We start from the raw sequence: 25,391 nt of genomic DNA, 5'->3' as shown, positions 1-25,391 counted from the left end.
GCCGGATGCGCTATCTCGTGGTCGGGGCCGGGGCGATCGGCGGCGGCGTCGCCGGCCTGCTGCACCTGGCCGGGCTGGACGTCGTCGTCTCGGCCCGGGGCGAGCACCTCGCGGCCCTGCGCGAGCGAGGGCTGCGGCTGACCGTCGGCCACGACGACCCCGTCGACGTGCCGCTCGCGGTGGTCGGCGACCCCGCCGAGGCCGGCGTCGACGACGAGACCGTCGTCCTGCTGGCGGTGAAGTCGCAGCAGACGGCCGGCGCGCTCGACGGCCTGCTCCCCCACCTGCGCCCGACCACGCCGGTGGTCTCGCTGCAGAACGGCGTCTCGAACGAGCGCACCCTGCTGCGCCACCTCGCCCACGTGCACGCGGTGACGGTGATGATGCCCGCCAGCCACCTGCGGCCCGGCGAGGTGACCGTCCACTCCGCCGGCAAGCCGGGCCTGCTCGACATCGGCCGCTACCCCACCGGCGTGGACGACGTCGATCGCGCCGTCGCGGCCGACCTGACGACGGCCGGGTTCGAGAGCATCCCCCGGCCCGACGCCATGGCGTGGAAGCACCGCAAGCTGCTGATGAACCTCGGCAACGGCGTGCGCGCCGCCTGCGCCCCCGGCGACGACGCCGACGAGCTGCTGCGCGTCGTCCGGTCCGAGGGCGAGGCCGCCCTGGCCGCCGCCGGCATCCCGGTGGTCAGCGAGGACGACGACCTCGCCCGCCGCGGCGAGCTGCTGCGCCCGCTCGTCGACCGCGACGGCGTCGGCTCCTCGACGTGGCAGAGCCTGCAGCGACGCACCGGCGAGACCGAGGTCGACCACCTCAACGGCGAGATCGTGCTGCTCGGCCGCCTGCACGACGTGCCGACACCGGCCAACGAGGCGGTGCAGCGCGCGGTGGGCGACCTGGCCCGCCGCGGCGGCGAGGTGGCCTCGCTCGCCGCGGCAGACCTGCTGGCCGCTAGTCGGCGAGCTCGTAGTAGCTGATCCAGACGCCCCGGTCGGCGGTGGCCTGGCCGCCGCGGACCGTCAGGGTCACGCGCTCGCCGGCGTCGACCAGGGTGGAGGTCTCGCCGCCGCTGCCGATCAGTGCTCCGCTGACCCGCTCGTCGCCGATGCCGACGGCGAGCGTGCCGACCTCGGCGTCGCCCCCGGCCCAGAACAGGAAGGGCCCGTCTCCCTCGGGCGCCGTGGTCGGCAGCCGCGACGCGCCGGCCTCCGCGTCGAACCGAGCCACGCGGCGCCACAGGTGCCCGCCGTCCTCCACGAGGGTCTCGTCGGCCCGGTTGCCCGCACCTCCGGAGTCGGTGTAGAGCGCGGCACCCACCCGGAGCCCCGGCGCCCGCACCGGGGTGCTGTCCCGGTAGGACGTCTGCACCACGACGCGGACCGAGCCCTCGAGCGCGGCACTGTCCAGGGTCCACCACGACCCGGTGGCAGCCGCGTCGACCGGGAGGTCACCGCCGCACTCGGTGCCGCCCACGGGGCCGTCGCTGCCGACCGCGCGGATCCAGGTGCCGCGGGGCGCACCCTCGCACGACATCACCAGGCGGGCCCGTGCGGCCGTGCCGGGGTCGAGGGACAGCTCCGCCTGGCCCAGGTCGCCCACCTCGGCGTCCAGCAGCCGGGTGTCCGCCACCTGCTCGCGGTAGGTCACGCCGTCCCTGGTGTAGCCGTCGGGCCGCGACGCCGACGGCGACAGCGAGTAGACGGCCAGTCCGGGGTCGCCCTCCCGGGCCTCGACGCGCACCGAGCCGCTGACGCCCGGCTCGACGTAGACCCAGTCGGTCAGGTCGTCGGCCGAGTACGTGAGCGGGTCGGAGCCGAGCCCGGAGACCGTGACGACCTGGTCGTCGCCCGAGGTGGCCCAGCTGACCAGCCGCGGCACGTCGCTCGCCTCGAGCCGCAGCCGCACCGACCCGTCCTGTCCCTCGACGAGGTCGCCGCGGTCGTAGGTGTAGCCGAGCGAGGTCATCGTGTCGGGCGCGGTCACGCCGACGAGGCTGGCCGGCTCGGGCTCCCCGGAGCCGGGCCGGAGCACGACCGCGCCGGAGACGGCCACCACCGCGGCGACAGCCGCCACCGCGGCGGCCCGACGACGACGACGCACGACGGCCACCCGCCGGTGCACGGCGCCGACGCGCTGCTGCGTCTCGTGGTCGGGGACCTGGGGGGCGTGGGACTGCAGGGTGGCGCGCAGCTCGTCGATGCCGGTCATGCCCGGTCTCCCGTCTCGTCGGTGAGCGCGGGGTCGACCCGCAGCTTGGCCAGCGCCTTGCTGGCCTGGCTCTTGACCGTGCCGACCGTGCACCCGAGCACGTCGGCGGTCTGGGCCTCGGTGAGGTCCTCGAAGTAGCGCAGGACGACGACCGCGCGCTGTCGACGCGGCAGCCGGCCCATCGCGTGCCACAGGTCGTTGCCCTCGGCGACGGCGGTGCTGCGGTCGGGGACACCTGTCTCGGGCAGCACGTCGGTGGCCTGCTCGCCGCGCCACTTGCGCCGCCACCAGGTGGCGTAGGTGTTGACCAGGATGCGACGGACGTAGCCCTCCGGGTCGCCGTCGATGCGGCCCCAGGCGAACCACGCCTTGGTCAGGGCGGTCTGCAGCAGGTCCTCGGCCTGGCCGTGGTCGCGGGTCAGCAGGTACGCGGTGCGCAGCAGGCGCCCGGAGCGGGCGGCGACGAAGTCGTCGAAGCCGCCGCGTTCGTCGCCGCGCATCCGCACCCTGCCTTCCCGGGTCCTGTCGGCGAGTGCCGGCTCGATGGTCATGCCTGGACTACCACCCGGTCGACCCCGATGGTTGCCCGCGAAATGCGAGGGACCCCGCCACCGGTGGGTGGCGGGGTCCTCGGTCCTGCTGTGGTGCTGCGGGTGGGGCTCAGGCCTTGGTGTCGTCCTCGGTCGACTCCTCGGCGGCAGCCTCGTCGGCCTGCTCCTCGGCGACCACGCTGGTCTCGGGCGAGGCCTCCTCGTTCAGCTCGGTGGGAGCCTCGTCGGTGGCGGTCTCGTCCTCGGCCGGCTCGGCGGGCGCAGCCGGGGCCGCGGTGGCGGCGGGCTTGGCCGGGGCCTTGGGACGCGGCGTGTAGTCCTCGGTCACCAGCTCGATGACGGCCATGGGGGCGTTGTCGCCCTTGCGGGGGCTGACCTTGGTGATGCGGGTGTAGCCGCCGGGACGGTCGGCGAAGCGCGGGGCGATCTCGGCGAAGAGCTCGTGGACGACGCCCTTGTCACGGATCGTCTTGAGCACCTCACGGCGCTGGTGAAGCGGGTTCTCGCCCCGGTGCGCCTTGACCGCCTTGGTGATGAGCTTCTCGGCGTGCGGACGCAGCGTGCGCGCCTTGGCCTCGGTGGTGGTGATGCGACCGTGCTCGAACAGCTGGGTGGCCAGGTTCGACAGGATCAGCCGCTGGTGGGAGGCGCTGCCGCCGAGGCGGGGCCCCTTCTTGGGAGTGGGCATCTGCTGCTACTCGATTCTCCCGGGCCGTACCAGGTACCCGGGTTAGAGGTGAGGCGGACGACGGAAGCCGACCACCGTGGGTGCGATGAAGTTGTAGAGCCGAGCGGAGCAACTAACCAACGGACCCGCCACGAAGACGGAACCGAACGTCAAGCCAACCGCCGCGCGGCAGCGCGGCGTTCGGTGTCTCGGCCGACGCCAGCCCGAGCCGGGTGAAGCTCAGACCATGCGTCGGCCATGCACCGAACGACGCGCTCGCGCAATTCAGCTCAGTACTGCTCGTCCTCGACGAACGCGTCGTCGTCGTCGTCGCCGTAGGCGGCGAGGGCGGCGTGCGGGTCGAAGCCGGGGGCGCTGTCCTTGAGCGAGAGGCCCATCTCGACCAGCTTGGCCTTGACCTCGTCGATCGACTTGGCACCGAAGTTGCGGATGTCGAGCAGGTCCTGCTCCGAGCGGCTGATGAGCTCACCCACGGTGTGGATGCCCTCGCGCTTGAGGCAGTTGTAGGACCGCACGGTCAGCTGCAGGTCCTCGACCGGGAGGGCGAGGTCGGCGGCGAGCTGCTCGTCGACGGGCGAGGGGCCGATGTCGATGCCCTCGGCCTCGACGTTGAGCTCGCGGGCGAGGCCGAAGAGCTCGACGAGGGTCTTGCCGGCCGAGGCGATGGCGTCGCGGGGCAGGATCGACGGCTTGGTCTCGACGTCGATGACGAGCTTGTCGAAGTCGGTGCGCTGCTCGACTCGGGTGGCCTCGACCTTGTAGCTGACCTTCAGCACGGGGCTGTAGATCGAGTCGACCGGCATGCGGCCGATCTCGTTGTCGGCGCCCTTGTTCTGGACGGCGGAGACGTAGCCGCGGCCACGCTCGACGACGAGCTCCATCTCCAGCTTGCCCTTGTCGGACAGCGTGGCGATCTTGAGGTCGGGGTTGTGCACCTCGACGCCGGCGGGCGGCGCGATGTCGGCACCGGTGACGTCACCGGCGCCGGACTTGCGCAGGTACATCGTCACGGGCTCGTCGTGCTCGGAGGAGACGACGAGGCCCTTGAGGTTGAGGATGATCTCGGTGACGTCCTCCTTGACGCCCTCGATGGTCGAGAACTCGTGGAGCACGGAGTCGACCTTGATGCTGGTGACCGAGGCACCGGGAATCGAGGAGAGCAGGGTGCGGCGCAGCGAGTTGCCGAGCGTGTAGCCGAAGCCCGGCTCGAGCGGCTCGATGACGAAGCGGCTGCGGAACTCGTCGACGGTCTCTTCCGACAAAGTGGGGCGCTGTGCGATGAGCACTGAATTCGTTCCTTCCCGGGCCGACCGCTATATGACGACCCAGATGTGCTGGTGGTGGCGACGAAACAGCCGTGGGGGCCTGAGCCCCGACGGACTACTTCTTGGAGTAGTACTCGACGATCAGCTGCTCTTGGATCGGCATGTCGATCTGGGCGCGCAGCGGCAAGGAGTGCACGAGGATGCGCATCCGGTCGGACAGCACCTGCAGCCAGGCCGGGACGATGCGCTCGCCGTGCGTCTCGCGCGCCACGATGAACGGCGTCATCTCGAGCGACTTCTCGCGCACGTCGATGATGTCGTACTGCGTGACCTGGAAGGAGGGCACGTTGACCTTGCGGCCGTTGACCAGGAAGTGGCCGTGGACCACGAGCTGGCGGGCGTGGCGGCGGGTGCGGGCGAACCCGGCCCGGTAGACGACGTTGTCGAGGCGGCACTCGAGCAGCTGGAGCAGGTTCTCACCGGTCTTGCCGGTGCGACGCGCAGCCTCGACGTAGTAGTTGAAGAACTGCCGCTCCATGACGCCGTAGGTGAAGCGGGCCTTCTGCTTCTCCTGCAGCTGGGTGCGGTACTCGCTCTCCTTGATGCGCGCGCGGCCGTGCATGCCGGGCGGGTAGGGACGCTTCTCGAAGGCGGCGTCGCCGCCGACGAGGTCGACACCGAGACGGCGCGACTTGCGGGTCATGGGGCCGGTGTAGCGGGCCATGTCAGTCTCTCCTTCTGTCTCGGGTCAGACGCGCCGGCGCTTGGGCGGGCGGCATCCGTTGTGCGGGGTGGGCGTGACGTCCTGGATCGTGCCGACCTCGAGGCCGATGGCCCCGAGCGAGCGGATCGCGGTCTCGCGGCCGGAGCCGGGACCCTTGACGAAGACGTCGATCTTCTTCATGCCGTGGTCCATGGCACGACGGCCGGCGGCCTCGGCGGCCATCTGGGCGGCGTACGGCGTCGACTTGCGCGAGCCCTTGAAGCCGACGGTGCCGGCAGAGGCCCACGACACGACGGCGCCGGTGGGGTCGGTGATCGTGACGATCGTGTTGTTGAACGTGCTCTTGATGTGGGCCTCGCCCTGAGCGATGTTCTTCTTCTCCTTGCGGCGGACCTTCTTGGTCGCTGCCGCGCGAGCCTTCGGGGGCATCGGTTATCTCCTCGGAATGACGCTGAGCTGGTCTGCGATGGGGCCTGTGAGCGGTCGGACGACCAGGCTCACTTGGCCTTCTTCTTGCCGGCGACGGTGCGCTTGGGACCCTTGCGGGTGCGCGCGTTGGTCTTGGTGCGCTGGCCGCGGACGGGCAGACCCATGCGGTGGCGGCGACCCTGGTAGCTGCCGATCTCGATCTTGCGGCGGATGTCGGCCTGGACCTCGCGGCGGAGGTCGCCCTCGACCTTGAACTCCTGACCGTCGATCTCGTCGCGCAGCCGGACCAGCTCGTCGTCGCCCAGCTGGTGGACCCGCATGTTGGGGTCGACGCCGGTCAGCTCGAGGAGCTTCTGGGAACGGGTACGGCCGATGCCGTAGATGTAGGTGAGTGCGATCTCGATGCGCTTGTCGCGCGGGAGGTCGACTCCCATGAGGCGTGCCATGTGGATGGCCTTTCAGGTGCTGCAGCGGTTTCGTGCGCGCGGCGTCCGGGGTCTCGCCCGGCTCCGGCCTGCTGCTCCGGAGGTGGTTCGGTGGCGCCTGCTGGGCCACCTAGCCGTCACGTGGTGGGTGTGTTCAGTTGTGGGTGCTGCTCTGATGAGCGGCTGCGTCAGCCCTGGCGCTGCTTGTGGCGCGGGTTGTCGCAGATGACCATGACGCGGCCGTGGCGACGGATCACCTTGCACTTGTCACAGATCGGCTTGACGCTCGGGTTGACCTTCATGTCAGCCCTTCCTGGGTCGGGTCGGCTTGGTGCTACTTGTAGCGGTAGACGATGCGTCCACGGGTGAGGTCGTAGGGCGAGAGCTCCACCACGACCCGGTCCTCGGGGAGGATCCGGATGTAGTGCTGTCGCATCTTGCCGCTGATGTGCGCGAGCACCTTGTGGCCGTTGCTGAGCTCGACCCGGAACATCGCGTTGGGGAGGGCTTCGGCGACCGTGCCCTCCATCTCGATCACGCCTTCTTTCTTCGGCATGTCCTCACTTCTGAATCGCTTGAGTACGTCGTCCATCGCGTCGGCCCGCGAACCTCCGCCCCGGCGGGGCGGTGGACCTCATGTGGCCACCCCGGACCTCGACCCGCACCGCGATCGGGGACACTCGGTGAGGAGTGGCCCAGGCGGGACGAGCAGCCGCGAGGCACCATGGAGCGGACCCATGTTGGGCCGACACGCCAGTGTAGGTCGCGCTCGGTGACGCGCCCTAATCGCGGGCGGCGAGCAGCCGCAGGGTCTCCTCGCGGTCCGGCGAGGCGTGCGGCTCGGCGCCGACGTGGGCGCTCGCGACGGCGTTGACCATCACCTCGTCGACCCCGTAGGTGGCGGCCAGGTCGGCGATCCGGGCCCGCGCGGTGGGGCCGTCGCCGATCACCCAGCGGGCGGCCATGGCGTCGACGAGCTGCTGCTCGTCGGGGCCCAGCTGCTGCTTCTCGGCCTCCTCGACCAGCGCGAGCGGGGTCAGCGGGCGGCCGGTGCGCAGCGCCAGCATCGTGAGCAGCTGCGGGAGCGCCCGGCGGCGCGCCTCGTCGGCATCGCTCGCCACGGAGGCGTTGACCGTCAAGAAGGTGCGGGGCTCGGCCAGGCCGAGCGGACCGGACGACGGCTGGAACCGGCTGCGGTAGAGCTCGAGCGCCTCGGCGGTGCCCTGGCCGCTGAAGTGGTGGGCGAAGACGTAGGGCAGGCCCTTCTCGGCCGCGAGGCGCGCGGAGTAGTCGCTGCTGCCCAGCAGCCAGACCGTCGGCACGCTCGACGCCGCCGGCGTGGCCCGCAGGGCGTGGGTGCGACCGCCGACCGCCAGGCCGACCCCGGCCGGCTCCATCATGGCCAGCACGTTCTCGACGTACTCGGGGAAGCGCGCGACGGCGTCGTCGCCCACTCCCCCGGCGCCGTGGCGCAGCGCGAACGACGTCACGGGGTCGCTGCCGGGTGCCCGGCCGATGCCGAGGTCGATGCGGCCGGGGTGGGCCGCCTCGAGCAGCGCGAACTGCTCGGCGACCACGAGCGGGGCGTGGTTGGGCAGCATGACGCCGCCGCTGCCGAGACGGATGCGCTCGGTGGCGGCGGCGAGCATCGCGATCAGCACCGGCGGGTTGGTGGCCGCCACGGCCGGCATGTTGTGGTGCTCGGCCACCCAGTAGCGGTGGTAGCCGAGGTCGTCGGCGACGCGGGCCAGGTCGCGGGTGGCGCGCACGGCGTCCCCGGTGGTCTGGTCGGAGCGGACGGGCACGAGGTCGAGCACGGACAGGGTCGTCATCCTGGTCCCAACGTCCGCGCCCGCCCGCTTCATTCCGGGCCGGCCGGCCTCAGCCGACGGCCGGGGTGTCGGTGACGATCACGTAGAAGGCCTTGCGGGTGCCGGGGTCGGCCGTCGTGCCGGCGCCGGTGGTGACGCTGCCGTCGCTCAGCCGGGGGCTGACCACGAAGTGGCTGACGGTGTTGGTGCCCGGAGGCGCGCAGTTGGCCGCGCTGACCGCCGGCGCCGGGGCGGCGGGGTTGCAGCGGCTGACGGCGATCTCCCCGGAGAACTCCGGGTTCACGTCGGCCCCGGGTGCGCGGCCGTTGGTGTTGCCGTTGGCGTTCTGCTCGATGGTGTTCTGCAGGACGACGCTCGCCACGATGCCGTGACCGTCGAGGTCCTCGCCGGCGTCGATGTAGACGTTGCCGTTGGCGCGCAGCGCGGTCGGGTCGGTGCCGGGGTCGCCCAGCACCGGGTAGCCGGCGGTGACGGTGAAGCCGCCGGACTGGTCGACGATCTGGCCGTTCATGCCGACCAGCACCCAGCGCGCGGCGGCGCCGGGAGCGCCGTCGGCGCCGTCCTCACCGTCGGCGCCGGGCTCGCCCTGGGGCCCCTGAGGTCCCTCGGGGCCCTGGGGGCCGCGGCGGCCCTGCGCGCTCGGGGCGAGGTCGTCGCCGCGGATGGTGCCGTCGGCGATGTCGATGCTGCGGATCGTGCCGTCGGCGATCTTGGGCGAGATGACGGCGTTGTTCTCGAGGTCGGCGGTGCCGACGGTCGCGGCGGCGTACGACGTGCCACCGAGGGCCACGACGAGGGCGGCGGTCGACATCAGCATCGGGCCGCTCGGGCGGCGGCCGGCGAGGAACGAGGGCAGGGGCATGGAGGGAGACCGTTCTGGGAGAGGTCGTGACCCGCGGCGGACCACGTGCTCCCTATCCGGTGCCGACGACCGGCCGGATTGGCCCAGGCCCGCAGAAGACGACGAGGGCCCGCACGCGCTGTGCGTGCGGGCCCAGGTGTGGCAGGTGCTGGATTCGAACCAGCGTAGGCTGTGCCGGCTGATTTACAGTCAGCTCCCTTTGGCCGCTCGGGCAACCTGCCGGGATGTCGCGAGCGGCTTGGCCGGTCGGCGACGAGGCCTGAGAATAGCGCAGCAGGACTCCGTCGCGGCAATCCGGTTCACCCGGCCGCCCGGCGTCCACCCAGGCAGCACCAGGCACCCACCAGGCACGAGGAGCACGCTCACACATGGCCGACAGCTCGTTCGACATCGTCAGCAAGATCGACCGCCAGGAGGTCGACAACGCGCTCGGACAGACGGCGCGCGAGATCGCCACCCGCTTCGACTTCAAGGGCACCGGCGCCACCATCGAGTGGCAGGGCGAGCAGGCCATCGAGATCACCGCCTCGGCCGACGACCGGGCGAGCGCCGTCCTCGACGTCTTCAAGGGCAAGCTGGTCAAGCGCAACGTGAGCCTGAAGGTGCTCGACGCCTCCGAGCCGCGCCCCTCGGGCCAGCAGAGCAAGATCGGCGTGGCGCTGAAGGAGGGCATCAGCTCCGAGGACGCCAAGAAGATCACCAAGCTCATCCGCGACGAGGGCCCCAAGGGCGTCAAGGCGCAGATCCAGGGCGACGAGCTGCGGGTCTCCTCGAAGAAGCGCGACGACCTGCAGGCCGTGCAGGCGCTGGTCAAGCAGCAGGACTACGACTTCGCGGTGCAGTTCACCAACTACCGCTGAGCCCGGTCACCGCGCCCGGCCCCACTGCAGCGGGGCCGGCGAGGCCGTGAGACCGGGCAGCACCTGCGGGTCGCGCCCGTCGGGCCCGGCCCGGTAGTAGCTGCCGTAGAGGTAGGTCAGGTCGCCGTCCGGCGTCCACGACGGGTAGGCGCCCGGGCCGAGGCGCCGGTGGACAGTGCCGTCGGGATGCACCAGGTGCAGACCGCCGTCGAAGTCGGCGTAGGCGATCCACTCGCCGTCGGGCGACCAGGCCGGGAAGGCCGGCGTGGCGCCGGCGGGCAGGTGGGTGCGCAGGGGCCGCAGGTCGCGGCCGTCGGCGCTGACCAGCCACAGCTGCTGGGCGGCGGTGTCGTACCGACGGAAGACGACGTAGCGCCCGTCCGGCGACCAGTCGAGCTCGAAGGCGTCGACGTCGGCGACCAGCCGCTTGGCCGTGCCGTCGACGCCGACCACGAACACGCCGCCGGTGTTGTTGCTGTAGGCGATGCGTGAGCCGTCCGGCGAGAGGGCGAGCGCCGCGACCGAGCCGACGGTGACGTCGGTGACCTGCCGGCGGCCCGTGCCGTCCGGCCGGACGACGACGGCCTGCGACCCGCGGTCGGCCCGGGTGGTGTCGACGTAGGCGACGAGGCGGCCGTCGGCGCTGATGTCGGGCGAGTCGCCCGTGCCCACGCGGCGCTGCCGACCGTCGGGGTCGACGACGACGATCGGGGCGACGTTGACCGGGTCGCCGGGGCCGACCTGCTTGTGGACCGTCAGGTCGCGCACCTCGGGCACCGACCCGTCGCCGACCACGACCGTGACGCTCTCGCCCGGGGCGACCGTCGAGCCGGGCCCCGGGCGGGTCGCCACGACCCGGCCCGCGCGGGCCGCGGCGCTCGGCCGGGTGACGGTCACGACCTCGACGCCGGCGGCGTCGAGCTCGCCGGCCACCTCGACCGCGTCGCGGCCCCGCAGGTCGTCGAGCGTGAGCGAGGTCGGGGTCGTCGTGCCCCCGGTCCCACCCGTGCCGGTCCCGGCCGGGCTCGGCCCGTCGGTCGGCGTCGGGTCGGACGACGGCGCGTCGGCGGCCGCGGGCTCCCCGCCGGCGCGCCAGCCCCACGGGTCGGCGACGAGCAGGGCGGCACCGATCGCGACGACGAGGACGGCGACCGCAGCGGCGACCGTCGCACCGGCCCGGCGCCGGCGCGCGGGCGGCGGCAGCACCGGCGGCGGCACCGGCGGCGGCATCCGCGGCACGACCGGCTGTGCCGTCGGAGGGGCCGTCGGCGGGGCGGTCGGCGGGGCGGTCGGCGGGGCGGTGGTCGGCACCGGCCAGGGTGCCACCGTCTCGACCGTCGGACCCCACGGTGACGTCTCCGCCGCGTCGCCGGTCAGCGTGGGCGCGTCGAGGACGTCGTCGGACTCGGGGCCGGGGTGCTCGGGGCCGCCCGCGGGCGGGTCGGCAGGTGCGGGCGGGGGCGGCGGCGGGGTCATCGAGGGCCTCTCGTGGCGCGGTGCGCGCCGGCCCGGGCGGGTCGCCCCGCCCGGGCCGGCTCACACCTGGGGACTCGTCGACTCTGACGACTCCCCCGTCACCGGGGTTCCGCTCGGTCCCCGACGCCCTGCTCGGGCGGTCAGACCGCCGCGAGCACCGGCACCGTGGTCGCGCCGCTGGCCGCCGTCAGCCAGACGCGGCTGCCCTCGGCCAGGCCGAGGTTGCGGGCGTGGGTGCGCGTCATCTCGACCCGGACGTCGTCGCCGGCGTCGGTCTCGACGGTCAGGCGCACCTCGAAGCCGACCCGCAGGACGCGGGTGATGCGGCCGGGGACGCCGCCCTTGCCGAGGCCCGGCTCGACGGCCACCTCGACGTCGTGGGGCCGCAGCTGGACGCCGTCCAGGTGCGTGACGTCGCCGAGGAAGCCCATGACGAACGGGTTGGCCGGCTCGTCGTAGAGCTGGTCGGGGGTGCCGACCTGCTCGATGCGTCCCTCGTTGATGACCACGATCTCGTCGGCGACCTCGAGGGCCTCCTCCTGGTCGTGGGTCACGAAGACCGTCGTCACGTGCACCTCGTCGTGCAGGCGACGCAGCCAGTCGCGCAGCTCCTTGCGCACCTTCGCGTCGAGCGCGCCGAACGGCTCGTCGAGCAGCAGCACGGTCGGCTCGACCGCGAGCGCCCGGGCCAGCGCCATGCGCTGACGCTGACCGCCGGAGAGCTGCGAGGGCAGGCGGTGCGAGAACTGCGAGAGGTGCACCAGCTTGAGCAGCTCGTCGACGCGCTCGACGATCTCGGGCTTGGGCCGCTTGCGGATCTCGAGACCGAAGGCGACGTTCTTGGCCACCGTCATGTGCTTGAAGACGGCGTAGTGCTGGAAGACGAAGCCGACGTTGCGCTTCTGCGGCGGCAGGTGGGTCGCCTCGACGCCCTCGATGGTCACCGACCCCTCGTCGGCCGAGTCGAGGCCGGCGATGATGCGCAGCAGGGTCGACTTGCCGCCGCCCGAGGGGCCGAGCAGCGCCGTCAGCTGACCGGTGGGCAGCGAGACGGTGACGTCCTCGAGGGCGACGAAGTCTCCGAAGCGCTTGCTGAGGTTCTTGATCTCGATGCTCACGTGCTCTCCTTCACGAGCGGGCGGGCCTGCTTGCGTCGTGCCGGTCGCTGCGACTCGGGCTTGGGTCGCAGGATGGCGACCACCACGAGACACAGGACGGCGGCGAGGACGAGCAGGAAGGACACTGAGTAGGCGGTGTCCTGGTTGAAGTTCTGGTACTCGCGCTGCACGAGCAGCGTCGCGGTCTCCTTGTCGCCGATCGACTTGCCGGCGACGATCTTGACCGCGCCGAACTCGCCGAGCGAGCGGGCCAGGCTGAGGACGACGCCGTAGACGATGGCCCACCGGATGCCCGGCAGCGTGATCCGCCAGAAGGTCTGGCGGCCGTTGGCCCCCAGGCTGCGGGCGGCCTGCTCCTGCTCGTCGCCCATCTCCTCGAGCACGGGCACCACCTCGCGCACCACCAGCGGCAGCGCGACGAAGCAGGTGGCCATGACGATGCCGGGCGTGGCGAAGACGACGTCGATGCCGTTGTCGCTCAGCGTCTCGCCGAACCAGCCGTAGCGCGGGTTGTAGACCAGCACCAGGGCGAGGCCGACCACGATGGGCGAGACCGAGAGCGGCAGGTCGATGAGGGCCGACAGGATGCGCTTGCCCGGGAACCGGTAGCGCACCAGCAGCAGCGACATGCCGACGCCGAAGACCAGGTTGATGGCCACCGCGATCAGCGCCACCCGCACCGTCAGCCACAGCGAGTGGGTGACGTCGGGGTCGCTGAGGGCGGTCTTGAGGCCGTCCAGCCCGTTGGCGAAGGTGTTCTGCGCGACCAGGCCGGTGGGCCAGGCCACGATCATGAACAGGTACACCACCACGACGACCCGGAGCGTCCAGGTCACGGCGGCGGAGCGGTTGCCGACCGCGCGGCTCGCGTTAGCCACGACGCGCCAGCCGTCGCTGGGTGACGTCGAGCGCCACGATGGCGATGAGCGCGACCAGCAGCATCAGCGTCGCGACCGCGGCCGCCGAGGCGCGGCTGCCGCCCTCGAGGAGCGAGGCGACGCGGAAGGAGCTGACCTCGGTCTTGTTCGGCAGGTTGCCCGAGAGCAGCACCAGCGAGCCGTACTCGCTGATGCCCCGTGCGAACGAGAGCGCCGCGCCGGCGAAGATCGCCGGCACCAGGGTCGGCAGCACGATGCGGCGGAAGGTGGTGAACCGGCTCGCGCCGAGCGACGCGGCGGCGTCCTCGACCTCGGTCTCCATCTCCTCCAGCACCGGCTGCACCGTGCGGACGACGAACGGCAGCGTCACGAACGCGATGGCGAGGAAGACGGCCATGCGGGTGTTCTCGAACGAGGTGCCGAGCGGCCCCTGGCTGCCGTAGAGCGCCAGCAGCACCAGGCCCGCCACGATCGTCGGCATCGCGAAGGGGATGTCGATGATCAGGTCGAGCAGCGCCTTGCCGCGGAAGCGGTCACGCACCAGCACCCAGGCGATGGTCGTGCCCATCACCATGTTGATGGCGGTGGTGACGAGAGCCGCGATCACCGTGATCTTCAGAGCGTTGAACGTCTGGTCGTTGGTGAGCGCGTTCTTGTAGGTGTCCAGCCCGCCGCCCGACGCCTCGACCACGATGGCCGAGAGCGGGATCAGCACGAGCAGGCTGAACCACAGCAGCCCGATGCCCAGTCCGAGGGTCGACCCCGGCGTCATGGCACCAGGTCGGGTCGACCGGCGCCTGCGCGCCGGCCGCCCCGGCCTCATGACGGTGGTAGTCATGCTCAGCTGGTACCGAACTGCGACTGGATCTCGGCGATGACGCCCACGGGCTCGCCGTCCTCGCCGTCGTTGAAGTAGGCGTCGTCCGCCTCGGCCCAGCCGCCGAAGTCACCGTCGACGGTGAGCAGGGTGGTCGGGGCCGGGAACGGGTCGTCGGGGTTGGTCGCACCCTCGACGGTCACGGCGGAGGCGCCGGCGCTCTCGAGCGGGCGGTAGCCGTCGGCCGCGAGGACCTCCTGGCCGGCCGCGCTCTTCTCGAAGTCGAGGAAGGCCTGCGCCGCGTCGGCGTTCTCGGCGTCCTCGGTGACCGCGCACGGGTTCTCGATGAGCAGCGTGGTGTCGGGGACGACGTAGTCGAAGTCCTGACCGCCCTGGCGGGCCAGGATGGCCTCGTTCTCGTAGGAGAGCAGGACGTCGCCGGTGCCCGAGGTGAAGGCGGTGGTCGCGTCGCGGCCCGAGTCGGGCAGCGCGGCGACGTGCTGGAAGAACTCCTGCATGTAGGTCTTGGCGTCCTCGTCGCTGCCGTTGTCGGCGATGACCGAGCCGTAGGCGGCGAGCAGGTTCCACTTCGCCGAGCCGGACGAGGCGGGGTTCGGCGTGACGATCGAGACGTCGTCGCGCACGAGGTCCTGCCAGCCCTGGATGTCCTTCGGGTTGTCCTTCTTCACGATCATGACGACGACGGACTGCGAGCAGATGCCCGTGCTGTCGTTGTCCTTCCAGTCCTCGGCCACGATGCCGGCGTCGACCAGCCGGGTCATGTCGGGCTCGAGGGAGAAGTGCACGAGATCGGCGGGCTGGCCGTCGGCCACGCCGCGGCTCTGCTCGCCGGAGGCGCCGTAGGAGGGGCCGTTGAAGCTGATGCCGTCGCCCTCGTCGGTGTCGCCGAAGGCGGTGAAGAGGTCGTCGTAGGCGCTCTCGAGCACCGAGAAGCCGACCACGGAGACGTTGTTCTCGTCCTCGTCGCCGCCGCACCCGGTCAGCCCGGTCAAGGCCAGCACCCCGGCGGCTCCGACCGCCGCAACCTTGATCGTTCGGTTCATCTCGTCCCTGCACTTTCATCCGGCACTGCCAAGCAGCGCTGATCTGCTAACTCGACCAGACTAATCAAGATATGAAAGACAGGCGAATCAGACTCGCCCATGAGACGCCAGCGGTCTGGACCGGGCGCGTGTCGCGAATCACCTTCCACCCAGCAGTCACGGTTCGGGCACGCCCGCGCAGCCGCCTACTGTGGTAGAGGCGCGCAGTGGCGGCGCGCCACGACCGCGAGAGCGCCACGACGAAGGTGGGACACGTGTCCAAGCAGGTGCAGCAGCTCGACCGGGTGGTCATCCGGTTCGCGGGCGACTCCGGCGACGGCATGCAGCTGACCGGTGACCGCTTCACGCAGGAGTCGGCCGTCTTCGGCAACGACCTCGTGACGCTGCCGAACTTCCCGGCCGAGATCCGGGCGCCCCAGGGCACGCTGCCCGGCGTCTCGTCGTTCCAGGTGCACTTCGCCGACCACGACATCCTCACCGCCGGCGACGCCCCCGACGTCCTCGTCGCGATGAACCCGGCCGCCCTCAAGGCCAACCTGGGCGACCTGCCCAAGGGCGCCACGGTCATCGTCGACAGCCACGACTTCACCGCGCGCAACCTGGCCAAGGCCGGCTACGAGGCCAACCCGCTCGACTCCCTCGGCGAGCCGGACGACGTGCTGGCCGGTCTCGCCGTCCACCCCGTCGACCTCACCGGGATGACGGTCGCGGCGGTCAAGGAGTTCGGCCTATCGCGCAAGGACGCCTCGCGCGCCAAGAACATGTTCGCCCTCGGCCTACTGTCGTGGATGTACGGCCGCCCGACCGAGCCCACCGAGGCGTTCCTGGCCAAGCGGTTCTCCAAGGTGCCCGACATCCGCGACGCCAACCTGACGGCATTCAAGGCCGGCTGGGCCTTCGGCGAGACCACCGAGACCTTCGCGGTGCGCTACGAGGTGAAGCCGGCGCCCATGGGCCCGGGCACCTACCGCAACATCACCGGCAACCTCGCGTTGGCCTACGGCCTGGTGGCCGGCAGCGTGCGCTCGGGACTGCCGCTGTTCCTCGGCTCCTACCCGATCACGCCCGCCTCCGACATCCTCCACGAGCTGAGCAAGCACAAGGCGTTCGGCGTCACCACGTTCCAGGCCGAGGACGAGATCGCCGGCATCGGGGCCGCGATCGGCGCCTCGTTCGGCGGCGCCCTCGGGGTCACCACCACCTCGGGCCCGGGCATCGCGCTGAAGTCCGAGTCGATCGGGCTGGCGGTGATGACCGAGCTGCCGCTCGTGGTCATCGACGTCCAGCGCGGCGGCCCGTCGACGGGCCTGCCCACCAAGACCGAGCAGTCCGACCTGCTGCAGGCCATGTTCGGCCGCAACGGCGAGGCACCGGTGCCGATCGTGGCGCCCCAGTCGCCCGGTGACTGCTTCGCCGCCGCGGTCGAGGCCGCGCGCATCGCCGTCACCTACCGCACCCCGGTGATGCTGCTCTCCGACGGCTACCTGGCCAACGGCTCCGAGCCGTGGCGCGTGCCCGACGTCTCCCCCGACTCCGCCGACCTGCCCACGATCGACCCCGACTTCGCCACCGAGACCAACCACGGCGAGGGCGAGGACGCCGAGTTCTGGCCCTACCTGCGCGACGAGACGACGCTGGCCCGGCCCTGGGCGGTGCCCGGCACCCCCGGCCTCGAGCACCGCATCGGCGGCCTCGAGAAGGGCGAGGGGCACGGCAACATCTCCTACGACCCCGCCAACCACGACCTGATGGTGCGCACCCGGCAGGCCAAGGTCGACCGCATCGCCGACTCCCTGCCGCCGCTCGAGGTCGACGACCCGTCGGGCTCGGCCCGCGTGCTGGCCATCGGGTGGGGCTCGACGTACGGCCCCATCGGCGCCGCCTGCCGCCGCGTGCGCAAGGCCGGCCACGAGGTCGCCCAGGTGCACCTGCGCCACCTCAACCCCTTCCCCCGCGACCTCGGCGAGGTGCTCGCGCGCTACGACCGCGTGCTGGTGCCCGAGATGAACCTCGGCCAGCTCTCGATGCTGCTGCGCGCCCGCTACCTCGTGGACGCCGTGGGCTACAACCAGGTGCGCGGCCTGCCGCTCAAGGCGGCCGAGCTCGCCGAGGCGCTCGCCGCGCTCATCACCGAGACCCAGCAGACCGAGGAGTCCCGCCCGTGACCACCGACTCGTCCACCGAGCTCGGCATGCCCGCGCTGCGCACCGGCACCGAGCTGGTCCCGACGTTGGCCGACGGCGCCCCGCCGGCCACGGCGAAGGACTACACCTCCGACCAGGAGGTGCGCTGGTGCCCAGGCTGCGGCGACTACGCCGTCCTCAAGGCCGTGCAGTCGTTCCTGCCCGACCTCGGCCTGCGGCGCGAGAACATCGTCTTCGTCTCCGGCATCGGCTGCTCGAGCCGTTTCCCGTACTACCTCGACACCTACGGGATGCACTCGATCCACGGCCGCGCGCCCGCCATCGCCACCGGCCTGGCGACCGCGCGCGAGGACCTCTCGGTGTGGGTCGTCACCGGCGACGGCGACGCGCTCTCGATCGGCGGCAACCACCTCATCCACGCCCTGCGGCGCAACGTGAACATGACGATCCTGCTGTTCAACAACCGCATCTACGGGCTCACCAAGGGGCAGTACTCCCCCACCTCCGAGGCCGGCAAGATCACCAAGTCGACGCCCATGGGCTCGCTCGACCACCCGTTCAACCCGGTCTCGCTCGCCCTCGGCGCCGAGGCCAGCTTCGTGGCCCGCACCATCGACTCCGACCGCAAGCACCTCACCTCGGTGCTGAGCGCGGCCGCCGCCCACCGCGGCACGTCACTGGTCGAGATCTACCAGAACTGCCCGATCTTCAACGACGGCGCCTTCGACGCCATCAAGGGCCGTGACACCGCCGCCGACGCCCTCATCCCGCTGGTGCACGGCCGGCCGATCCGCTTCGGCGCCGACGGGGCCAAGGGCCTCGTGCGCGACCACGAGACCGGCGGCGTGCGCGTCGTCGAGGTCGGTCGCGACGGGGTCACCGACGACGACGTGCTCGTGCACGACGCCCACGCGGCCGACCCCTCCACGGCGTTCGCCATCTCGCGGCTGACCGACTCCGGCTACCTCAACCGCTCGCCCATCGGCATCTTCCGCCAGGTCGAGCGGGCGACGTACGACGACCAGGCGCGCGCCCAGGTGAGCGCCGCCGGCCACGCCGCGGCGGGCGAGCCGGCCGATCGCCTCGCCGCCCTGGTGGGCGGGGGCGACACGTGGACCGTCGTCTGACCGCCGTCTGACCGCCGTCTGACCGCCGTCCGACCAGTCAGCGCGAGCGCACGTAGCGCGCGGTGACCCGGCGTCCGCGCCGGTAGTCGCCGATGCCGCGCGCCTCGGGGTGCGCCGCGAGCAGCGCCTCCCAGTCGACGCGACGGTCGAGGCGGAAGCCGTGCGCCTCGAACATGACGTCGAGGGCGGCCACGGTGGGGCGGCCCACGAGCACGCGGTCGCCGGTCGAGAGGTCGTCGGGGGCGGCGTTGCCCTCGCGCTCGACGTCCTCGGCGACCACCAGCACCATCGGCACGCTCTGGTCACCGGGGCCGACGAAGGTGTCGACGACGACGTGGTCGGCGCCCGTGGCGCGGATGCCGGCGAGCAGGTGGTTGTAGTTGAGCGTGTGGTACAGGAAGCCGAGGCAGAGCACCGTGTCGCACTCGCCGGCCTCCTCGAGGCCGGCGACGGCGTCGCCGGTGACGAAGCGGAAGCGGTCGGGGTCGACCTCGAAGTGCGTGAGGCTCGCCTCGGCCTGGGCGACCAGGTCGGGGCGGATCTCGACGCCGGTGACCGCCGAGGCGCCGGCGTGGAGCGCGGCGTAGGACCAGCGGCCGTCGTGGCTGGCGATGTCGACCACGCGGCGGCCCTCGAAGCTGTCGCGGAACTCCTCGACGATGGCGAGGTGCCGCAGGTCGAGCCGGTCGGGGTGGGCCGAGGTCTCGCTGGTGGTCAGGAACCGGCGGTGCCGGGAGAAGAAGCCGTCGATGCTGCCCCGCTTGCGTCGCTGCACCCGCGGACCCTACCCGCGCCACGACCCCGGACACGGCACCAGGGCCCCAGCCGTGCGGCTGGGGCCCTGGTGGTGGATCGGGTGCGGGAGGACTCCCGCGGTTCGCGCTGCCCGAGGTCGCGCGGGTGGATCAGGGAACGGGGCACTCCCGCTGGCCCGAGCGCAGCTTGCAGGTCACCCAGATCTTGCTGTAGCTGGACTTGACCTTCGTGCGCCAGGCCCACGCGCCGCTCTTGGGGGCGAAGACGCGGGTCTCGTAGCGACCCTTCTTCAGGTAGATCTTCTTGTAGAACTTGAAGTTGCAGGTGCCCTTCTGACGGTTGCAGTCGGTGGCCTTCTGCACGTAGACGGGGCCCTGGGCCGGCTCGACGCCACCGACGAGCCACAGCTGGCCGCCGTTGCGCTTGACGATGCGGACGGTGATCTTCGGGGCGGCGGCGGCGCGGTACTCGGAGCCACCACGGGCTCCGGTGCCGAGGTACTCGGAGCCACCGCGGTACTCGGAACCGCCCTTGTACTCCGAGCCGCCACGGTTGGCGGAGTTGACGAAGGCGCGCTCGTTGGCGTTGTCGTTCGGGCCGGCCTGGGCGGAACCAGGCACGAGCAGACCGACCAGGGCCAGGGCGATCACGGCGATGAGGACGCGTGCGGGTCGCATGGGGGAGACTCCCTCGGGTCGTGGGTTGGGGGGTGGGACGCGAACAGTATGGCGAGACGACCCTGCCCTACCTATCCGGGGTCAAACCCTCCTTTCGGTGCAAGATTCGATCACTTCTAGGCTGGGCCCGTGGTGGACGGTCGCCGCGGGGTCGCGCTCGGCGTCACCGCCTACGTGCTGTGGGGCGGGTTCCCGCTGTACTGGCCGCTGCTCGAGCCCGCGGGCGCCGTCGAGATCCTCGCCCACCGCATCGTGTGGTCCGGGATCGTGATGGGGGCGCTGGTGCTCGCGCTCGGACGCCGCGGGCCGTTCCTCGCGATCGTGCGCGACCGGCGGGTGCGGCTGCTGCTGACGGTCGCCGCGGTGACCATCACCTGCAACTGGGCCACCTACATCTACGGCGTCAACAGCGGCCGTGTGGTCGAGACGTCGCTCGGCTACTTCATCAACCCGCTCGTCACCGTGCTCATGGGCGTGCTGGTGCTCGGCGAGCGGCTGCGGCCGTTGCAGTGGGCCGCGCTCGCCGTCGGGCTGACGGCGGTGCTCGTGCTCACCCTCGACTACGGCCGGCCGCCGTGGATCGCGATCATCCTGGCCTTCTCCTTCGGCACCTACGGCCTGGCCAAGAAGACCGCCAACGTCGGCGCGGTCGAGAGCCTGGCCTTCGAGACGGCGGTCATCACGCCCGTCGCGCTCGGCTACCTGGTGTGGCTGGCGGTCGCCGGCTCGGCGACCTTCGCGATCGGTGGCTCGGGCGGCCTGGGGCACTCGCTGCTGCTCGTCTCGACCGGGGTCGTCACCGCCGTCCCGCTGATCTGCTTCGGGGCCGCCGCCACCCGGGTCTCGATGGTCACGCTCGGCCTGCTGCAGTACCTCGCGCCGACCATCCAGTTCGTGCTCGGGCTGCTGGTCTTCGACGAGCGGATGACGCCCGCCCGCTGGGTCGGGTTCGTGCTGGTGTGGTCGGCGCTGGCCGTCTTCACCGCCGAGGCGGCACGGCACCACCGGCAGCAGCTCGCGCTGGCCGCGCGGGCCGTGCCGGCGTCCTGAGGTCAGCGCCCGCGGGCCGTGCGGTGGACGAGCACGCTCGCGATAGCGACCGCGACGAGCGGCCCGATCACGTAGACCATGCTCACGTCTAGGACGGCGAGCAGCGCGACCGCCGCCGCGCCGAAGACCACGAAGGTCGCCAGCGCGAGCAGCAGCGCGCGCTCGTGGGTCACGCGGTGCGCACCGCCACGCCGTCGGCGTAGCTCTCGAGCGCCGCGCGCACGGGGCCCTCGGGCAGCACGGCGAGCAGCTGCTTGGCCTCCTCGGCCCGGCCGACGACGAAGCGACGGGCCTGGTCGAGGGCGGGGTGGGCCCGCAGCAGGGCCAGGGCCTCGGCGTGCCGGTCGTCGTCGGTGAGGTCGGAGCGGAGCAGCTCGTGCAGACGGGCGTCGGCGGGGTCGTCGGACGCGAGCGCCATCAGCACCGGCAGCGTGCGCACGCCCTCGCGCAGGTCGGTGCCCGGCGTCTTGCCCGACTCGGTGGACTCGGAGGCGACGTCGAGGATGTCGTCGGAGAGCTGGAAGGCACCGCCGACGATCTCGCCGTAGCGCGTGAGCGCGGTCTGGATCTCGGGGCTCGCGCCGCCGAACAACGCGCCGTAGCGCGCGGCGGCCGAGATCAGCGAGCCGGTCTTGCCGGCGATCACGTCGAGGTAGTGCTGCAGCGGGTCGTCGTCGGGGCCGGGCTCGACGGTCTCGAGGATCTGGCCCTCGACGAGGCGGGTGAACGTCTCGGCCTGGATGCGCACGGCCTCGACGCCGAGCTGCGCGGTGAGCTCGGAGGCCTTGGCGAACAGGAAGTCACCGGTGAGGATCGCGACCAGGTTGTCCCACCGCGCGTTGGCGGTGACGGCGCCGCGACGCAGCTGCGCCTCGTCCATGACGTCGTCGTGGTAGAGCGAGCCGGCATGGGTGATCTCGACGACGCACGCCGCCGTGACGACGTCGTCGTCGTCCGGACGCCCGCCCACCTCGGCCGCGAGCAGCACGAGCAGCGGACGCATCCGCTTGCCGCCGGCGCCGATGAGGTGCTGCGCCGCCTCGGTGACGTAGGGGACGCGACTGACGGTGTGACCGAACAGGGCGTCCTCGACGACCGCCATGCGCGCACGCAGCCGCTCGGCCAGCGCGGCGTCGGGCACCGGCAGGGCGAGCTCGACCGGCCCGCCCCCGCTGCGACCCTCGCTCACCGGATGAAGTCTCCCACCTGCGCCGCGAGGTCGAGGAACGGGCCCGGCACGATGCCGAGCACGACCGTCGCGACCGCGCAGACGCCGATGGTGACGCTCGTCAGCAGCGAGGGGACGGTGACCGACGCGTAGTCGTCGGGGTCGCCCTCGGGCTCGGTGAAGAACATCAGCAGCACGTAGCGCACGTAGAAGTAGATCGAGATGATGCTGGCCGCGATGGCGGCCAGCACGACCGGCCAGGCGCCTGCCGACATGGCGACGGTGAAGACCGCCCACTTGCCGACGAAGCCCGCGGTGAGCGGGATGCCCGCCATCGAGAAGAGGAACAGGGCGAAGACGCCGGCCACCAGGGGCGAGCGGCGTCCGAGCCCGGTCCAGCGGTCGAACGCCGTGGCCTCGCCGCCGGCGTCGCGCACCAGCGAGACGAGGGCGAAGGAGCCGACCGTCGCGAAGCCGTAGCTGGTCAGGTAGAACAGCACGGCCTGCAGCGAGGTGACCTGGCCGTCGGCGAGGTCGCCGCTGGCCTGCACGCCGAGCACGCCGGTGAGCAGGAACCCGGTGTGGGCCACCGAGGAGTAGGCGAGCATGCGCTTGACGTCGCTCTGGACGACGGCGAGCACGGCGCCGACGAGCATCGTGAGGATCGCGACGATCCACATCATCGGCTGCCAGTCCCAGCGGTTGGCGCCGAAGCCGACGTAGAACAGCCGCAGGATCGCGCCGAAGGCGGCGATCTTGGTGGCCGCCGACATGAAGGCGGTGACCGCGGTGGGAGCGCCCTGGTAGACGTCGGGCGTCCAGGCCTGGAACGGCGCGGCACCGACCTTGAACAGCAGGCCGACCGAGAGCATCGCGATGCCGAGCAGCAGCAGGGTGCGGTTCTCGCTGCCGTTGACCACGGCGTCGTTGATGTCGCCGAGGCTCATCGACCCGGCGTAGCCGTAGACCAGCGCGACGCCGTAGAGGAAGAAGCCGGACGAGAACGCGCCGAGCAGGAAGTACTTGAGCGCGGCCTCCTGGCTCAGCAGCCGGCGGCGTCGGGCCAGGCCGCACAGCAGGTAGAGCGGCAGCGAGAGCACCTCGAGGGCCACGAACATGGTCAGCAGGTCGCCCGAGGCCGGGAACAGCATCATGCCGCCGACCGCGAACATCATCAGCGGGTAGACCTCGGTGTGGGCCATGCCCTTGGCCGAGACCTCCCGCTCGTAGTCGCTGCCGGGCAGCGCCGCCGCCGAGCCGGCGAAGACGGTGACCCCCGCCTCGACCTTGCGCTCGGCGAACAGCGCGACGCCGGCGAGGGAGAAGACGAGGATCAGGCCCCACAGGTAGACGCTCGGGCCGTCGACCACGATCGAGCCCATGGCGCCGAGGATGCCGCGCGCGGACCCGTCGCCGACCTCGGCGAGGTCGCGACCGACGAGCACGGTCAGGACGAGGGCGACGACCACCGCGACGCCCGCGATGGCGGTCTGCACGACGTGACGCCGCTCGCGGGGCAGGAAGGCCTCGACGACGACGCCGATGACCGCCGCGCCGAAGACGACGAAGAGCGGGGAGAGCTCGAAGTACTGGATGTCCGGCTTCACGAAGTCCATGTCACTCGCCCTCCTGGAGGCCGGCGCCGGTCACGGCGGGCGGGTCGTCGGTGACGCCGACCTGCACCATGAGCCGCTCGACGTAGGGGTTGCTGGTGTCGAGCAGCGGCTGCGGGTAGAAGCCGAAGAGCACCAGGGCGACCATCAGCGGTGCGACGGCGGCGATCTCGCGACGGCTCGCGTCGGGGATCGCCCGCACCGCCGCGGCGGCCGGGGCGGGCGCCGTCGCGGTGGCCGTGCCACCCGACGTGGCGGACGCCGTGCCCGAGAGCGGGACGTCGTGGACGTCGCCCTCGGCGTCGCCGTGGTCGTGGTGACCCGCGTGCGGGTCGGCCACCAGGGTCTCGGGGCCGGGGCCGGTGAAGATCCGCTGGTACATCCACAGCACGTAGACCGCGGCCAGCACGATGCCGAGCACGGCGATGGCACCGACCCACCAGTGGTAGTCGAAGGCGGCCAGCAGCACGAGGAACTCGGAGACGAACGGGCTCAGGCCGGGCAGCGCGAGGGTGGCGAGACCGGAGACGAGCATCAGCCCGGCCAGCACCGGCGTCGACTTCTCTAGGCCGCCCATCTCGCTGATGAGCGTGGTGCCGCGGCGGCGGATGACGTAGCCCGCCACCAGGAACAGCGCGGCGGTGCCGAGGCCGTGGTTGACCATGTAGAGCACCGAGCCCGAGCCGCCCTGGCTGCTGAAGACGAAGATGCCGAGGGTGATGAAGCCGAAGTGGCTGAGCGAGGTGAGACCGATCAGCCGCAGCACGTCGTCCTGGGCGATGGCGACCAGCGCGCCGTAGATGATCGAGACCAGCGCGATGGCGACCACGACCGGCGTGGCCCACTGCGAGGCCTCGGGGAAGATGCCGAGGCAGAACCGCAGCATGCCGAAGGTGCCGATCTTGTCGAGCACGCAGACCAGCATCACGCTGACGCCGGGCGGTGCCTGCTCGGTGGTGTCGGCCAGCCACGTGTGCACCGGGAACAGCGGCGCCTTGATCGCGAAGGCGACGAAGAAGCCGATGAACAGCCAGCGGCCGGCGGTGGTGCCGATGTCGAGCTGCTCGAGGTCGCTGAGCAGGTAGGACGGCGTGCCCTGCTGGGCCGAGACGACGTACAGGCCGATGACCGAGGCCAGCAGCACCAGGCCGCCGGCGAGCTGGAACATCAGGAACTTCAGCGCGGCGGCGCTGCGGCCCTTGCGGCCGAACCCGCCGATGAGGAAGTAGGCCGGGATCAGCGTGGCCTCGAAGACCACGTAGAAGAGGAAGACGTCGGTGGCGCAGAAGACGGCCAGCGAGAGCGCCTCGAGCGCCAGCATCCAGCCGTAGTAGCTGCGCGGGGCGGTCTCGCCCTCGTGCCAGCCGGCCAGCATGACGATCGGCACCAGCACCACGGTGAGCAGCACCATGAGCAGGCCGAGGCCGTCGACGCCGAGCGCGTAGTGCACCCCGAACGCCGAGATCCAGTCGACCTGCTCGGTGAGCTGGCGCGCGCCGTCGGTGGAGTAGTCGTAGAGCGCGGCGGTGGCCACGCCGCAGCCCAGGGTGCCGAAGGCGACGCCGAGGGCCAGCGACCGGCTGACGGCGGCGGGCGCGAAGGGGATCACCAGGGCCCCGACGAGCGGCACCAGGATCAGGACGGTCAGCATCG

The 25,391-nt window shown here is 71.8% G+C and carries 27 protein-coding genes and 1 tRNA gene; 5 read left to right on the top strand and 23 right to left on the bottom strand.

Annotated elements, in window-relative coordinates; translation table 11 throughout:
* The first annotated feature begins 5 nt into the window (after nt 1-5).
* Complete coding sequence (locus tag ABEA04_RS07015; protein WP_345456145.1) at nt 6-983, top strand: ketopantoate reductase family protein; 978 nt, start codon at nt 6-8, stop codon at nt 981-983.
* On the opposite strand, the gene ABEA04_RS07010 is transcribed toward ABEA04_RS07015, so the two are convergent.
* The 12 genes from ABEA04_RS07010 to ABEA04_RS06955 form a co-directional block, all read right to left on the bottom strand.
* The gene (locus tag ABEA04_RS07010) at nt 958-2,214 is read right to left on the bottom strand and encodes a hypothetical protein (RefSeq protein WP_345456142.1); all 1,257 of its coding nucleotides are present in this window, start codon (nt 2,212-2,214) and stop codon (nt 958-960) included. The two genes, ABEA04_RS07015 and ABEA04_RS07010, sit on opposite strands and share 26 nt — an antisense overlap.
* The gene (locus tag ABEA04_RS07005; protein WP_345456139.1) at nt 2,211-2,714 is read right to left on the bottom strand and encodes a SigE family RNA polymerase sigma factor; all 504 of its coding nucleotides are present in this window, start codon (nt 2,712-2,714) and stop codon (nt 2,211-2,213) included. Before ABEA04_RS07005 ends, ABEA04_RS07010 begins: the two co-directional genes overlap by 4 nt.
* A 160-nt stretch (nt 2,715-2,874) precedes the next feature.
* A complete protein-coding gene (gene rplQ, locus ABEA04_RS07000; protein WP_345456136.1) occupies nt 2,875-3,453 on the bottom strand; it encodes a 50S ribosomal protein L17 in 579 nt (192 codons plus the stop codon).
* 269 nt (nt 3,454-3,722) lie between these two features.
* On the bottom strand, nt 3,723-4,739 hold the full coding sequence (locus tag ABEA04_RS06995) for a DNA-directed RNA polymerase subunit alpha (RefSeq protein ID WP_345456134.1): 1,017 nt from the start codon (nt 4,737-4,739) through the stop codon (nt 3,723-3,725).
* Nucleotides 4,740-4,833: 94 nt separating this feature from the next.
* Nucleotides 4,834-5,442: a 30S ribosomal protein S4 gene (rpsD, locus tag ABEA04_RS06990; RefSeq protein ID WP_345456131.1), complete on the bottom strand. Its 609-nt coding sequence runs from the start codon at nt 5,440-5,442 to the stop codon at nt 4,834-4,836.
* A gap of 24 nt (nt 5,443-5,466) precedes the next feature.
* The gene (gene rpsK / locus ABEA04_RS06985; RefSeq protein WP_345456128.1) at nt 5,467-5,871 is read right to left on the bottom strand and encodes a 30S ribosomal protein S11; all 405 of its coding nucleotides are present in this window, start codon (nt 5,869-5,871) and stop codon (nt 5,467-5,469) included.
* A 68-nt stretch (nt 5,872-5,939) separates the two neighbouring features.
* Complete coding sequence (rpsM, locus tag ABEA04_RS06980; protein ID WP_345456127.1) at nt 5,940-6,317, bottom strand: 30S ribosomal protein S13; 378 nt, start codon at nt 6,315-6,317, stop codon at nt 5,940-5,942.
* Nucleotides 6,318-6,484: 167 nt separating this feature from the next.
* Nucleotides 6,485-6,598 (bottom strand): 50S ribosomal protein L36, encoded by a 114-nt coding sequence (rpmJ, locus tag ABEA04_RS06975; RefSeq protein WP_028656369.1) that lies wholly within the window; start codon nt 6,596-6,598, stop codon nt 6,485-6,487.
* Between the two features lie 32 nt (nt 6,599-6,630).
* Entirely contained in the window at nt 6,631-6,852 is a 222-nt protein-coding gene (gene infA, locus ABEA04_RS06970; protein WP_300401326.1) for a translation initiation factor IF-1, read from the bottom strand.
* 226 nt (nt 6,853-7,078) lie between these two features.
* A complete protein-coding gene (locus ABEA04_RS06965) occupies nt 7,079-8,128 on the bottom strand; it encodes an LLM class flavin-dependent oxidoreductase (RefSeq protein ID WP_345456118.1) in 1,050 nt (349 codons plus the stop codon).
* A 49-nt stretch (nt 8,129-8,177) separates the two neighbouring features.
* Nucleotides 8,178-8,990 (bottom strand): hypothetical protein, encoded by an 813-nt coding sequence (locus ABEA04_RS06960; protein WP_345456116.1) that lies wholly within the window; start codon nt 8,988-8,990, stop codon nt 8,178-8,180.
* Between the two features lie 139 nt (nt 8,991-9,129).
* Nucleotides 9,130-9,211: transfer RNA gene (locus ABEA04_RS06955), tRNA-Tyr, on the bottom strand.
* Nucleotides 9,212-9,358: 147 nt separating this feature from the next.
* On the opposite strand from ABEA04_RS06955, the gene ABEA04_RS06950 reads away from it, so the two are divergent.
* Nucleotides 9,359-9,850, top strand: coding sequence for a YajQ family cyclic di-GMP-binding protein (locus tag ABEA04_RS06950; RefSeq protein WP_345456113.1), 492 nt, complete (start codon nt 9,359-9,361; stop codon nt 9,848-9,850).
* 6 nt (nt 9,851-9,856) lie between these two features.
* On the opposite strand, the gene ABEA04_RS06945 is transcribed toward ABEA04_RS06950, so the two are convergent.
* The 5 genes from ABEA04_RS06945 to ABEA04_RS06925 form a co-directional block, all read right to left on the bottom strand.
* Nucleotides 9,857-11,326, bottom strand: a complete 1,470-nt coding sequence (locus ABEA04_RS06945; RefSeq protein ID WP_345456111.1) for a PASTA domain-containing protein — start codon at nt 11,324-11,326, stop codon at nt 9,857-9,859.
* A 140-nt stretch (nt 11,327-11,466) separates the two neighbouring features.
* Complete coding sequence (locus ABEA04_RS06940) at nt 11,467-12,444, bottom strand: sulfate/molybdate ABC transporter ATP-binding protein (RefSeq protein WP_345456109.1); 978 nt, start codon at nt 12,442-12,444, stop codon at nt 11,467-11,469.
* Entirely contained in the window at nt 12,441-13,322 is an 882-nt protein-coding gene (locus ABEA04_RS06935; RefSeq protein WP_345456107.1) for a sulfate ABC transporter permease, read from the bottom strand. Before ABEA04_RS06935 ends, ABEA04_RS06940 begins: the two co-directional genes overlap by 4 nt.
* Nucleotides 13,315-14,094: a sulfate ABC transporter permease subunit CysT gene (gene cysT / locus ABEA04_RS06930; protein ID WP_345456105.1), complete on the bottom strand. Its 780-nt coding sequence runs from the start codon at nt 14,092-14,094 to the stop codon at nt 13,315-13,317. Before cysT ends, ABEA04_RS06935 begins: the two co-directional genes overlap by 8 nt.
* Nucleotides 14,095-14,162: 68 nt before the next feature.
* Complete coding sequence (locus ABEA04_RS06925) at nt 14,163-15,161, bottom strand: sulfate ABC transporter substrate-binding protein (RefSeq protein WP_345456103.1); 999 nt, start codon at nt 15,159-15,161, stop codon at nt 14,163-14,165.
* A 296-nt stretch (nt 15,162-15,457) separates the two neighbouring features.
* On the opposite strand from ABEA04_RS06925, the gene ABEA04_RS06920 reads away from it, so the two are divergent.
* Nucleotides 15,458-17,368 carry a 2-oxoacid:acceptor oxidoreductase subunit alpha gene (locus ABEA04_RS06920; RefSeq protein WP_345456100.1) on the top strand — a complete coding sequence of 637 codons (1,911 nt, stop codon included), beginning with the start codon at nt 15,458-15,460 and terminating at the stop codon, nt 17,366-17,368.
* A gap of 26 nt (nt 17,369-17,394) precedes the next feature.
* Nucleotides 17,395-18,474 (top strand): 2-oxoacid:ferredoxin oxidoreductase subunit beta, encoded by a 1,080-nt coding sequence (locus tag ABEA04_RS06915; protein ID WP_425577011.1) that lies wholly within the window; start codon nt 17,395-17,397, stop codon nt 18,472-18,474.
* A gap of 37 nt (nt 18,475-18,511) precedes the next feature.
* Here ABEA04_RS06915 and ABEA04_RS06910 read toward each other — a convergent pair whose 3' ends face one another.
* The gene (locus ABEA04_RS06910; protein WP_345456095.1) at nt 18,512-19,249 is read right to left on the bottom strand and encodes a class I SAM-dependent methyltransferase; all 738 of its coding nucleotides are present in this window, start codon (nt 19,247-19,249) and stop codon (nt 18,512-18,514) included.
* A 130-nt stretch (nt 19,250-19,379) separates the two neighbouring features.
* Nucleotides 19,380-19,907, bottom strand: a complete 528-nt coding sequence (locus ABEA04_RS06905; protein ID WP_345456093.1) for a hypothetical protein — start codon at nt 19,905-19,907, stop codon at nt 19,380-19,382.
* A gap of 129 nt (nt 19,908-20,036) precedes the next feature.
* Here ABEA04_RS06905 and rarD point away from each other — a divergent pair, with 129 nt between their 5' ends.
* Nucleotides 20,037-20,957: an EamA family transporter RarD gene (gene rarD, locus ABEA04_RS06900; protein ID WP_345456091.1), complete on the top strand. Its 921-nt coding sequence runs from the start codon at nt 20,037-20,039 to the stop codon at nt 20,955-20,957.
* A gap of 2 nt (nt 20,958-20,959) precedes the next feature.
* Here rarD and ABEA04_RS06895 read toward each other — a convergent pair whose 3' ends face one another.
* From ABEA04_RS06895 to ABEA04_RS06880, 4 genes are all read right to left on the bottom strand, one after another.
* Nucleotides 20,960-21,130, bottom strand: a complete 171-nt coding sequence (locus tag ABEA04_RS06895; protein ID WP_345456089.1) for a hypothetical protein — start codon at nt 21,128-21,130, stop codon at nt 20,960-20,962.
* On the bottom strand, nt 21,127-22,059 hold the full coding sequence (locus ABEA04_RS06890; protein ID WP_345458253.1) for a polyprenyl synthetase family protein: 933 nt from the start codon (nt 22,057-22,059) through the stop codon (nt 21,127-21,129). Before ABEA04_RS06890 ends, ABEA04_RS06895 begins: the two co-directional genes overlap by 4 nt.
* A gap of 83 nt (nt 22,060-22,142) precedes the next feature.
* Nucleotides 22,143-23,741: an NADH-quinone oxidoreductase subunit NuoN gene (gene nuoN / locus ABEA04_RS06885; protein ID WP_345456086.1), complete on the bottom strand. Its 1,599-nt coding sequence runs from the start codon at nt 23,739-23,741 to the stop codon at nt 22,143-22,145.
* Nucleotide 23,742: 1 nt separating this feature from the next.
* The gene (locus ABEA04_RS06880) at nt 23,743-25,389 is read right to left on the bottom strand and encodes an NADH-quinone oxidoreductase subunit M (protein WP_345456084.1); all 1,647 of its coding nucleotides are present in this window, start codon (nt 25,387-25,389) and stop codon (nt 23,743-23,745) included.
* Nucleotides 25,390-25,391 lie beyond the last annotated feature (2 nt).

The organism is Nocardioides marinquilinus, assembly GCF_039543705.1.
Taxonomy (GTDB): Bacteria; Actinomycetota; Actinomycetes; order Propionibacteriales; family Nocardioidaceae; genus Nocardioides; species Nocardioides marinquilinus.
Note: the sequence above shows the minus strand (reverse complement) of the source record. Positions and strands in the feature narration are given on the sequence as shown.